The following is a 12,165-nucleotide window of genomic DNA, read 5'->3' on the forward strand; positions in this document are numbered from 1 at the left end:
TAACATCCTATTAAAGATGCTGGGTTCCCCCATTCGGAAATCTCTGGATCATAGCTTACGTACAGCTCCCCAAAGCATATCGGTGTTAGTCCCGTCCTTCATCGGCTCCTAGTGCCAAGGCATCCACCGTGCGCCCTTATTCACTTAACCTTATCAACCTTTCGGTTGGGTTTTGATCCTTCTTCTAGCGATAGAAGTTAGATCAAGAAAATAAGCAATTGAACTTATTAAAAAACTCATTCAACGCGGTGTTCTCGGTTTGTATTACTTACATTTACTTCAAATATCCAGTTTTCAATGAACAAAAGTGTTTGAGAGTAAACCTCTCAAAACTGAACAAAGTAAAAACAAATTGTGTAGTCTCCGTAATATTCCTTAGAAAGGAGGTGATCCAGCCGCACCTTCCGATACGGCTACCTTGTTACGACTTCACCCCAATCATCTATCCCACCTTAGGCGGCTGGCTCCAAAAAGGTTACCTCACCGACTTCGGGTGTTACAAACTCTCGTGGTGTGACGGGCGGTGTGTACAAGGCCCGGGAACGTATTCACCGCGGCGTGCTGATCCGCGATTACTAGCGATTCCGGCTTCATGCAGGCGAGTTGCAGCCTGCAATCCGAACTGAGAGAAGCTTTAAGAGATTAGCTTAGCCTCGCGACTTCGCAACTCGTTGTACTTCCCATTGTAGCACGTGTGTAGCCCAGGTCATAAGGGGCATGATGATTTGACGTCATCCCCACCTTCCTCCGGTTTGTCACCGGCAGTCTTGCTAGAGTGCCCAACTGAATGATGGCAACTAACAATAAGGGTTGCGCTCGTTGCGGGACTTAACCCAACATCTCACGACACGAGCTGACGACAACCATGCACCACCTGTCACTTTGCCCCCGAAGGGGAAGCTCTATCTCTAGAGTGGTCAAAGGATGTCAAGACCTGGTAAGGTTCTTCGCGTTGCTTCGAATTAAACCACATGCTCCACCGCTTGTGCGGGCCCCCGTCAATTCCTTTGAGTTTCAACCTTGCGGTCGTACTCCCCAGGCGGAGTGCTTAATGCGTTAGCTGCAGCACTGAAGGGCGGAAACCCTCCAACACTTAGCACTCATCGTTTACGGCGTGGACTACCAGGGTATCTAATCCTGTTTGCTCCCCACGCTTTCGAGCCTCAGCGTCAGTTACAGACCAGAGAGCCGCCTTCGCCACTGGTGTTCCTCCATATATCTACGCATTTCACCGCTACACATGGAATTCCACTCTCCTCTTCTGCACTCAAGTCTCCCAGTTTCCAATGACCCTCCCCGGTTGAGCCGGGGGCTTTCACATCAGACTTAAGAAACCGCCTGCGCTCGCTTTACGCCCAATAAATCCGGACAACGCTTGCCACCTACGTATTACCGCGGCTGCTGGCACGTAGTTAGCCGTGGCTTTCTGGTTAGATACCGTCAAGGGATGAACAGTTACTCTCATCCTTGTTCTTCTCTAACAACAGAGTTTTACGATCCGAAAACCTTCTTCACTCACGCGGCGTTGCTCGGTCAGACTTTCGTCCATTGCCGAAGATTCCCTACTGCTGCCTCCCGTAGGAGTTTGGGCCGTGTCTCAGTCCCAATGTGGCCGATCACCCTCTCAGGTCGGCTATGCATCGTGGCCTTGGTGAGCCGTTACCTCACCAACTAGCTAATGCACCGCGGGTCCATCCATCAGCGACACCCGAAAGCGCCTTTCAAATCAAAACCATGCGGTTTCGATTGTTATACGGTATTAGCACCTGTTTCCAAGTGTTATCCCCTTCTGATGGGCAGGTTACCCACGTGTTACTCACCCGTTCGCCACTCTTCTTTTTCCGGTGGAGCAAGCTCCGGTGGAAAAAGAAGCGTACGACTTGCATGTATTAGGCACGCCGCCAGCGTTCGTCCTGAGCCAGGATCAAACTCTCATAAAAAGTTCGAACAATCTTGCGATTGTTAAGCTCAATTTGTTTGCTAGCATATTGCTTGCTTGTTAAAAATGTTTGTTGTCTTGAATTGAATCAAGACGCCCTACACATTTGGTTTGTCTTACTTTGTTCAGTTTTCAAAGGTCTACTTCATCGGAAATGTTTTTCCGATTTATTTTGGCTGCCGTAGCAACTTTTACATCATATCAGAGTGGCAAGTAATTGTCAACTCTTTTTTAAAAGTTTTTTTCGATTTCGTTTTTCGAAATCTTTCAGCAACTCATTCATTATAACTTGTCGTTTGTTATTTGTCAAGAACTTTTTTGAAGTTTTTTTCAATAGAATCAACCTTCGCAAGCTGTTCTTTTTTAACGACTCAGTTATCTTATCATGTCACTATCAACATGTCAATAACTTATTTTTTATTATTTTAAGTTATTGGTGTTCTTTTGAACAAATAATAATATATCAACATCACATACGAAAGTCAATAAGAAAATGCTTATTTATCAACATTTCCAGCTTATATGATCGTTAGTTAGTTCTGCTCCTTTTTTGTTCGTCTTTATAACCTTAAAAAACGAAAAATCCTTTTATTTTCAGTTTAACGTTCATGTTTTTGTCCTATTTATGAGGACCAAATCTCTCACCTTCTAAAATTTTCCTTAACAAAGTGCTGCTTTTATCTATTTCTGCTTTTTTTTGCTAGAATAATAGTAACAATATGACTCTGGAGGATTTATTTATGAAAATTTTGATTGCTGACGACGATAAAGAAATCGTTGAATTATTAAGTATCTATGTTCACAATGAAGGCTATGAAGCAGTAAAAGCTTATGATGGGAAAGAAGCATTATCTAAAATCAGAACAATCCCTGATATTGAATTACTTATTTTAGATATCATGATGCCAGAGATGGACGGGATGCAAGTAGTGAAAGAGCTACGAAAAGAATCTCAAATCCCAATCATTATGCTGACAGCAAAAACTACTGATATGGATAAGATCAAAGGACTGGTGGCTGGTGCAGATGATTATGTAACCAAACCGTTTAATCCATTAGAAGTAATGGCTAGAGTAAAGTCTCTATTACGACGTACAAAAATGCAGATCGCCCCAGATCAGCCTGATGTATTAGAAGTAAATGCATTAATCATCAACAAAGACTCTCATGAAGTTAAAACAATTGATGGGAAAGAAATCCAGTTAACAGCTTTGGAATTCGGTATCCTCTACTTACTTGCTAGTCATCCTAATCGAGTATTTAGCGCAGATGAAATTTTCGAGCGTGTTTGGAAACAAGAAAGTATTGTCTCTGCTAAAACTGTCATGGTTCATGTTAGCCATTTAAGAGATAAGATCGAAGAAGCAACTGGTGGTGAAAAAGTCATTCAAACCGTTTGGGGAGTGGGCTATAAAATTGACGCAAGATAGTAAACGAGCAACTGAAAAACGCCGTCGGATCAACTTGACTTCAAAAGAAATCAGCGAATTGTTAGCGGAAGGAATCATCACGATCATCCTTTTACTTCTATTAAATGTTTCTATTTTGGTTGTTATCAGTTCGGTAATTAATAGTTCACCTTCTTTAACGAATGCGATTTGGGATTCAAAGAATATTTTTGCGGAACGATTGAACACTGATTTATTTTGGAACGGTCGAAACTTTATTATTCCCTTTTTCTTTCTATTAGATATCGGTGTTTTGTATTGGCGTTTGATTCGAAGATATCGCCAAATGCAATTACGACATATCATCAGTGAACTTCATTACATCGCAAATGGAAATTATGATCATCGTATCCCTTTTGAACTTAGTGGTGACTTAAGCCGAGTTGTAACAAGTATCAATGGATTGGTAGATAGCACAGTAGCAGCGATTGAAGACGAACGTAAAATCGAGAAATCAAAAGATGAATTGATCACAAATGTTAGTCACGATATCCGTACCCCACTTACTTCTATCATTGGATATCTAGGATTGATAGAAGATGGTCAGTATCACTCAGAAGAAGATCTTTTAAAGTATACACATACCGCTTATATTAAAGCAAAGCAGATGAAATCTTTAGTGGACGACTTATTTGAATACACTAAGGTACGCCAGCCTGCTGTCCCAGTAAATTTTTCTGCCTTTGATATGATCCAGTTGATCGAACAGTTAGCAGCTGATTTTGAGTTGGAAGCTTCTAAAAAAAATATCCAAATACTTGTGCAGTCAAAAGTAGATTCCCTTATCATGGATGGCGATACAGAAAAACTTGTACGTGTCTTCAATAATCTTTTGACGAATGCGTTGAAATATGGAAAAGGAGCAACGAAAATCGTGATCGAAGTAGAACGTGTCGGTTCAGAAGTTGTTGCAACGGTCAAAAATAATGGAGCAATGATCCCACAACAGGCAATCGATAATCTATTCGACCGCTTTTATCGTGTAGAAGAATCTCGGTCACAAGCAACTGGAGGAACTGGGCTTGGTTTAGCAATCGCTCAAAGTATTGTGGCTTTACATGGTGGCTACATTTATGCAAAATCAGATAAGCAATGGACTTCTTTCATCATGCACCTTCCAATCAAGAAAAATGAAAAATTACCTATTGATGCACAGGAAGTTATTGACGAAAGCTGAAATATTCGCTATTCTTATTACAATTATTAGAATAAATGAAAAACACAGAACCCAGTACACTTTATTCTTTTTCAGAGAGCTGATGGCAGGTGCAAATCAGCAAAGGGTAATTTGGAAGTTCCAGTTCGTTTACGTGCCCTTTCGAAATAAGAAAGGTCGGTTCAACAGCCGTTATGTGTTCAACAAGTGCAGCTTATGCTGAACTTGGGTGGTACCGCGAATTTCAGACTGATTCGTCCCAAGAATAAGGGGATGGATCAGTCTTTTTTTATTTTCAAAAAGGAGGAAATCATATGTTAGATGTAAAAATGATGCGACAAAATATCGAAGAAATACAAGAAAAATTGATGACTCGGGGCGTTAAAAAAGAAACATTAGCTGAATTCATGGAACTAGATGAAAACCGCCGCAAATTACTAGTCAAAAGTGAAGAATTGAAAAAATACCGAAATGACGTTTCTGCTGAGATCGCTCAATTAAAGCGTGCAAAAGAAGATGCTTCTGCTAAAATCGCTGAAATGAAAGAAGTTGGTGGCAACATCAAAGCATTGGATACTGAAATTGCTGAAGTAGATGAAAAATTGAAACAAATTGCCACTACTTTGCCAAACCTTCCCCATGATTCTGTGCCAGTTGGATCAGACGAAGAGGACAATGTAGAAATCCGTCGTTGGAGCGAACCACGTACATTTGCTTTTGAGCCAAAACCACACTGGGAAATTGCAGAAAATCTGGATATTTTAGACTTTGAACGTGGCGCAAAAGTAGCCGGTAGCCGTTTTGTTTATTATAAAGGGTTGGGCGCTCGATTAGAACGTGCAGTCTACAACTTCATGCTTGATCAGCATATTTACGAACACGGCTATACTGAAATGATCACTCCTTATATCGTCAACAGTAAAGCGATGTTTGGTACAGGACAATTTCCAAAATTCAAAGAAGATGTTTTCCAATTGGAGAATACTGATTTAACATTGATTCCGACAGCTGAAGTCCCATTGACTAACTATTATAATGATGAAATTTTAGATGGTGCGGATTTACCTGTTTATTTCACTGCACTAAGTCCTGCTTTTCGTTCTGAAGCTGGAAGTGCCGGTAGGGATACTCGAGGACTGATCCGACTTCACCAATTCAATAAAGTAGAAATGGTCAAATTCTCGGATGCAGAACATTCTTACGAAGAATTGGAAAAAATGACAGCTGATGCAGAAGATATATTGAAAAAACTGCATTTGCCTTATCGTGTAATGGCCTTATCAACTGGAGACATGGGCTTTTCTGCAGCTAAAACTTATGATTTAGAAGTATGGATTCCTGCACAAGATACTTATCGTGAAATCAGTTCTTGTTCTAACTGTGAAGATTTCCAAGCACGCCGCGCCATGATTCGTTATCGCGATAATGATGGAAAAATCCACTACGCTCATACTTTGAATGGTTCAGGACTTGCGGTTGGCCGTACAGTAGCTGCCATTTTGGAGAACTACCAAAATGAAGATGGTTCTGTCACAGTTCCAGAAGCGCTCGTTCCTTATATGGGTAATCTGAAAGTTATTAAATAAAGAGGTTGTGAAAAAGCTGTCCTGCATCAAGTAATAAGAACTGCCAAACAAAAATAGCTCCTCTGATTTTTCGTTTGGTTGGGCTTATTACCGCAGATGCAAGCTTTTGAACACCGTTTATCGAAAGGTTGTGAAATCAGCGTCCTGGCCTGAGTATTAGAGAAAAAAATGGAAAAATAGCTCCTCATATTTTGCCGTTTTTTGAGCTAATACCGAGGGCCAGCTGATTGAACACCGTTTAAAAAAGAAGTCGTGAGCCTGCCGTTTAACTCCAAACCACAAGGAGTAATTTCAAAAAACAGCTCTTCATATTTTATGAATGTTCTACTTGTGATTCGGAGTTGACAAAGGAACATTGTTTACTTAAAAAAAGAGTGGTGACACAACATGTGTCACCACTCTTTTTTAGTATTTTTAAGATTCAACTGAATAGTTTGGTGCTTCTTTCGTGATTTGTACATCATGAGGGTGTGATTCTTTTAATCCACTGCCGCTCATTTGGATGAATTGCGCTTCATCACGTAATTGCTGTAAATTGGCTGCCCCAACATAACCCATCCCTGAACGCAAACCGCCGATCATTTGGAAAATAATGTCTGCAACACTTCCTTTGTAAGCAACCCGACCTTCGATTCCTTCTGGTACTAATTTATTTGCTTCATTGACACTACCTTGGAAGTAACGGTCTTTTGAACCTTTTTCCATCGCGCCTAATGAACCCATACCTCGGTATGTTTTGAATCGACGGCCTTGGAAGATTTCGAATTCACCTGGTGATTCATCTGTCCCCGCCAACATACTGCCTAACATAACTGCATGTCCGCCGGCAGCTAATGCTTTGACGATGTCACCAGAGTACTTGATTCCTCCGTCTGCAATAATCGCTTTGCCATATTGACGAGCAACTGATGCTGCATCATAGATAGCTGTGAGCTGAGGTACACCTACACCGGCTACCACACGTGTCGTACAAATCGATCCTGGTCCGATACCGACTTTTACGACATCCACCCCTGCATCATATAAAGCTTTTGTCGCTTCAGCCGTTGCAACGTTCCCAGCAATCAATGTTGCATCTGCAAAAGTTGAACGGATTTCTTGGATTTTTCGGATTACACCTGCACTATGTCCATGAGCTGTATCGATGATGATTGCATCTACCCCTGCTTCTAATAAAGCATTCGCACGCTCGAATGTATCGCTTGTTACACCAACGGCTGCTGCTACAAGCAATCGACCATGTTCATCTTTTGCTGCATTTGGAAATTCGATTACTTTCTCGATATCTTTGATTGTAATCAATCCGCTTAAACGACCTTCGTTATCAACGATTGGTAATTTTTCGATTTTATGTTTTTGCAAAATCTTTTCTGCATCTTTTAGAGAGGTACCTACTGGGGCAGTCACTAAGTTGTCTTTTGTCATCACATCAGCAATGGGCATGTGGTAATCTGTTACAAAACGCATGTCGCGGTTTGTAATGATCCCTACCAATTTTCTGTTTTCAAGTGTTTCAACGATTGGCACACCGCTGATACGGTATTTGCTCATCAATTCTTCTGCATCTGCTACAAGATGCTGTGGTGTTAAGAAGAACGGATCAATGATGACACCACTTTCAGAACGTTTGACTTTTCTTACTTCATCCGCTTGCTGGCTGATCGTCATGTTTTTATGGATCACACCTAATCCGCCTTGTCTTGCCATAGCGATGGCCATCTTGCTGTCGGTAACGGTATCCATACTTGCACTGATGATTGGAATATTCAACTTAATATTTTTAGCTAATTGTACGCTCATATCCACTTCGTTTGGTAACACGTGACTTTCTGCTGGTATCAATAAGACATCATCAAAAGTAAATCCTTTTTTCGTGAACTTTGTTTCCCAGTTGGACATTTTTAGTACCACTCCTCTAATTTAGTTTATCTATTAAAATAATTGATTTTTTCATTTAAGTCAATGATCTACATGGAATCAAATTAGCTTTCTCATAGAATACCAATATAAACCGCTTACATATGTGTGTATGCTAAATGAGGTTGTGAAAAAGCCACTTAGTTTCGAGTATTAATAAAAATTTTGTGAAAATGACTTTCCATATTTTTGCATAGATTTGGCTTAATACCGATAAACTGGCTTTTGAAGACCGTTTATTTACAAATAAGGACTGTGACAAGAATTTTGTCACAGTCCCTTGCTATTATTTAACTATGGATAAACGGAATAAGGTCCTTTACTACCTCTTAATATTTAGTAAAGCTACTGCTCTGCTTTCTGGTTTATCTTCTTGGAACGGATAAACTTCCAATGATCCCATACTTTTTCTTCAAGTAGTAACGGACGGCTAAAGCTGCTGCTCCGATGATGATAACTACTATCGGATCTAATACTGGGTTGATAACTGGTGGCAATAGCGTTGTCGCAGAAAACAGCACGACCCAAAGAAGTGTCGTTCCACCTAGGATAAGCAATGTTTTACCCATTCCTGGTTTCTTGCTTCGATCTGCTCCTGGGTATTCATACTGATAGATGTACTTGTACATCATATAAAAGACCCAGCCACCGATTGCAGAACCTAGAACGAGTGTAGAGAATCCATAAGCTGGCGTTGTTCCACGTGAAAACAATCCGGTAATCGCGATCATGATACTTAATAGACCAAGCAGTAATAACGTATTATCCAACCACATCAATAAAGGGGTCGATGTATTTTGTACTTCTGCTGGTTTATTGATGATTGCTTCCGTTCTTTCAGAGACTGTCCCGAACAATTGGCGAGCTGTTTTTCCGCCTTTTTGTTCTGCAACTAAAGTAGGCAGAATGTCATGAAGGGCTTTTACTTTTTCTTCTTCAGACAAATTCGCTGCTTCTAAAGATTTTTTCAAATCAAAAATGTACTGTTGATTTCTTTTGGTTAATTTTGTTTCTAAACTATTGTTTTCTTTTACGATTTCTCGTAATTGTTCTGGTTCCATTATCTAATAGTCCTCCTTAGCCGTTCCTTTTCTCAACGGTCGTCACAAAAGACATTCTACCATATTCTACAGCTAGTTTGATAGCCCTTTTACACATTAAAGCGGAATAACATTACATCGCCGTCTTGTACGACATAATCTTTTCCTTCTAATCGAACACGTCCAGCTTCTTTTGCTGCATGCATGTTTCCATAATGATCCAAGTCTTCAAAAGAGACAGTTTCCGCACGAATAAATCCACGTTCGAAATCTGAATGGATGATTCCTGCTGCTTGTGGCGCTTTGATTCCTTTTTTGAATGTCCAAGCACGTACTTCTTGTTCCCCAGCAGTAAAGTAAGTAGCTAAGCCTAACAAATCGTAAGCGGCACGGATCAACTGATCCAAACCTGATTCTTCGATTCCTAAAGCTTCTAGAAATTCCGCTTTGTCTTCTTCATCTAATTCTGCGATTTCTTCTTCTGCACGAGCGCTGACCACGATTACTTCTGCATTTTCTTCTGCAGCAAAGTTGCGCACTTCTTGTACATAATGATTCGCGTCTGCATCTGCCACATCATCTTCTGACACATTTGCTACGTAAAGAATCGGTTTTGTCGTCAATAAGAATAGTGATTTAACGATTTTTTGTTCTTCTTCTGTGAATTCGATCGTTCGAGCAGATTTTCCTTCTTCCAGTACAGGTTTGATTTTGTCCAATACAGCTAGCTCTGCCACTGCATCTTTATCTTTGGTTTTAGCAACTTTTGCTACACGAGTATAGCGTTTGTTGATAGATTCCAAGTCTGCTAACACTAGTTCCAAGTTGATTGTATCAATATCTTCTAGTGGATCGACGCGTCCTTCTACGTGAGTGATATTATCATCATCAAAACAGCGTACAACGTGACAAATAGCATCTACTTGGCGGATATGGCTTAAGAATTGATTCCCCAAACCTTCTCCTTTACTTGCGCCTTTTACGATCCCAGCAATATCTGTAAATTCAAAAGTCGTCGGAACAGTTTTTTTCGGATGTACAAGTTCTGTTAAGCGTTGCAGACGCCAGTCAGGTACTTCTACCATCCCTACGTTAGGGTCGATCGTCGCAAAGGGATAGTTTGCTGCTTCTGCTCCTGCTTTTGTGATCGCATTAAACAAAGTTGATTTTCCTACGTTGGGCAACCCAACAATTCCAGCAGTCAATGCCATAAATTTATTCACTCTTTCTCTGCATTTTTTTCAATTACTTTTTTTAATTTCTTTTCAAAATCTCGACGGGTCATCATGACGATATGTCCGCAATTCATACATCTGATTTTGATATCTGCGCCCATTCGAATGACTTCCCAGCGGTTCGTCTGGCAAGCGTGAGGTTTTTTCATTTCAACGATATCGTGCAAGTCGTACATAAAAATAGCCTCCTTTTTGTTTATTCTTCATCAAATTGAATATTCAAGATATCAAGAATTCGTGTCAAATCTTTTTGAGAAAGGTATTCGATCTCGATCTTACCTTTCCCGTTTTTTTCTTGGATAGCTACGCTCGTACCGAATTTATCCATCAAACGATCTTCGCTTTCTCGGATATAATATGGTTTTTCCTTTGCTAGCCTTGGGATTTTTTTCTTTTCTTTTCCATCGTTTTGATTTAACTCAGAAACGATCTGTTCCAGTTGGCGGACAGTTAAATTTTCAGTTACTGCACGATTGGCTAATTTCAAGATCAATGATTTGTTTTTCAAGCCTAACAGCGTACGAGCTTGTCCCATAGATAAACGTTGATCTTGCACCATTTCCTTAACAAGATCTGGTAAAGAAAGCAAGCGCAAATAATTGGCGATATAAGGTCTGCTCTTTCCTAAACGACTAGCCACTTCTGCTTGTGTCAGTTTCAGATTTTTCATCAGCATTTCATACGCTTCTGCTTCTTCTAATGGATTCAGATCTTCCCGTTGCAAGTTTTCCAACACGGCTACTTGCATCATTGCTTCTTCGTCAAAGTCTCTGACGATAGCAGGGATCGTTTCTTTTTCAGCTAGTTTGGACGCTCGAAAACGTCTTTCCCCTGCGATGATCTCATATCCTTTTACTGCAGAACGGCGTACGATGATTGGTTGGAAGACGCCTGATTGTTCAATAGAATTAGCTAGTTCTTGCAAAGATACTTCTTCAAATGTCTTACGCGGCTGATACGGATTTGGTCGCAGCTCATTCAATGGCAACTGGACCACAGTATCATCTTTTACATCCACCGTCTCTAAGTTTTCTAAATCTTGGAACAATGCATCGATTCCTCGGCCTAATCCTTTACTTTTCTTCACGACTTACCACTTCCTTTGCCAATGCTTGGTAGACTTCAGCTCCCCGAGAACGTGGGTCGTAGTCGATGATCGGTTTTCCATGACTAGGTGCTTCTGATAAACGAATATTTCTTGGGATGATTGTTTCATAGACTTTTTCGCGGAAGTATTTGCGTACTTCTTCTACGACTTCATTTCCCAGATTTGTTCGTGCATCATACATGGTCAGCAAGACACCTTCTATTTCTAATTCTGGATTGAAGTGCTTTTGAACTAAACGAACCGTATTCAGTAATTGGCTTAATCCTTCCAATGCGTAATATTCACACTGAACAGGTATCAAAATCGAATCACTTGCTGTAAATGAATTGATTGTCAAATGGCCAAGAGAAGGCGGACAGTCGATCAAGATATAATCATACTGGCTGCTGACTTCTGCTAAAGATCCTTTTAATCTTGATTCTCTTGCCATCATTGATGTCAATTCGATCTCTGCTCCTGCTAATTGGAGAGTCGCAGGCACAATACTCAAATTTTCGTGTTCAGTGATCAAAGTCGCCTCATCAATTGGCAATTCATTGACTAGAACGTCATAGATGTCTTTTGTCACATCGGGTTTTCTGATCCCGACACCACTGGTAGCATTTCCTTGGGCATCCATATCCACTAGCAATACTTTTTTGCCAAGGCTGGCAAGACAAGCACCTAGATTTACCGTCGTCGTTGTTTTGCCGACGCCACCTTTTTGGTTCGCAACAGATATTATTTGTGCCATCTC

General features: G+C 40.6%; 9 protein-coding genes, 2 rRNA genes and 1 other annotated feature (1 of these 12 running past the window's edge). Of the genes, 3 read left to right on the plus strand and 8 right to left on the minus strand.

The genetic code is table 11. The features are described 5' to 3' along the window. Both AC1F25_RS09910 and AC1F25_RS09915 read right to left on the minus strand, forming a co-directional pair. Positions 1-150 (minus strand): 23S ribosomal RNA (locus tag AC1F25_RS09910) (it extends 2,765 nt beyond the left edge of the window). Between the two features lie 229 nt (positions 151-379). Then, positions 380-1,940 (minus strand): 16S ribosomal RNA (locus AC1F25_RS09915). The 16S and 23S rRNA genes sit together here, the layout of an rRNA operon. 739 nt (positions 1,941-2,679) lie before the next feature. Between AC1F25_RS09915 and croR the strand changes: the two genes are divergently transcribed. The 3 genes from croR (at position 2,680) to serS (ending at position 6,129) form a co-directional block, all read left to right on the plus strand. Next, positions 2,680-3,369 (plus strand): response regulator transcription factor CroR, encoded by a 690-nt coding sequence (croR, locus tag AC1F25_RS09920; RefSeq protein ID WP_002295268.1) that lies wholly within the window; start codon positions 2,680-2,682, stop codon positions 3,367-3,369. Further along, positions 3,356-4,564, plus strand: a complete 1,209-nt coding sequence (locus tag AC1F25_RS09925; protein WP_002309915.1) for a sensor histidine kinase — start codon at positions 3,356-3,358, stop codon at positions 4,562-4,564. Before croR ends, AC1F25_RS09925 begins: the two co-directional genes overlap by 14 nt. Positions 4,565-4,602: 38 nt before the next feature. After that, positions 4,603-4,808, plus strand: a binding site (T-box leader). Positions 4,809-4,857: 49 nt separating this feature from the next. After that, positions 4,858-6,129 (plus strand): serine--tRNA ligase, encoded by a 1,272-nt coding sequence (gene serS, locus AC1F25_RS09930; RefSeq protein WP_479994081.1) that lies wholly within the window; start codon positions 4,858-4,860, stop codon positions 6,127-6,129. 414 nt (positions 6,130-6,543) lie between these two features. On the opposite strand, the gene guaB is transcribed toward serS, so the two are convergent. From guaB to AC1F25_RS09960, 6 genes are all read right to left on the minus strand, one after another. Continuing rightward, positions 6,544-8,028: an IMP dehydrogenase gene (gene guaB / locus AC1F25_RS09935; RefSeq protein WP_002293341.1), complete on the minus strand. Its 1,485-nt coding sequence runs from the start codon at positions 8,026-8,028 to the stop codon at positions 6,544-6,546. Between the two features lie 383 nt (positions 8,029-8,411). Beyond that, a complete protein-coding gene (locus AC1F25_RS09940; RefSeq protein WP_002309913.1) occupies positions 8,412-9,107 on the minus strand; it encodes a DUF1129 domain-containing protein in 696 nt (231 codons plus the stop codon). 89 nt (positions 9,108-9,196) lie between these two features. After that, positions 9,197-10,297, minus strand: coding sequence for a redox-regulated ATPase YchF (ychF, locus tag AC1F25_RS09945; protein WP_002293105.1), 1,101 nt, complete (start codon positions 10,295-10,297; stop codon positions 9,197-9,199). 8 nt (positions 10,298-10,305) lie between these two features. Continuing rightward, complete coding sequence (locus tag AC1F25_RS09950) at positions 10,306-10,497, minus strand: DUF951 domain-containing protein (RefSeq protein ID WP_002293106.1); 192 nt, start codon at positions 10,495-10,497, stop codon at positions 10,306-10,308. A 20-nt stretch (positions 10,498-10,517) separates the two neighbouring features. Next, positions 10,518-11,408 (minus strand): ParB/RepB/Spo0J family partition protein, encoded by an 891-nt coding sequence (locus AC1F25_RS09955; protein ID WP_002293107.1) that lies wholly within the window; start codon positions 11,406-11,408, stop codon positions 10,518-10,520. Next, the gene (locus AC1F25_RS09960; RefSeq protein ID WP_002293108.1) at positions 11,395-12,162 is read right to left on the minus strand and encodes a ParA family protein; all 768 of its coding nucleotides are present in this window, start codon (positions 12,160-12,162) and stop codon (positions 11,395-11,397) included. The genes AC1F25_RS09955 and AC1F25_RS09960 overlap by 14 nt, the downstream gene beginning before the upstream one ends. Positions 12,163-12,165 lie beyond the last annotated feature (3 nt).

The organism is Enterococcus sp. M-BR2 (assembly GCF_056612775.1).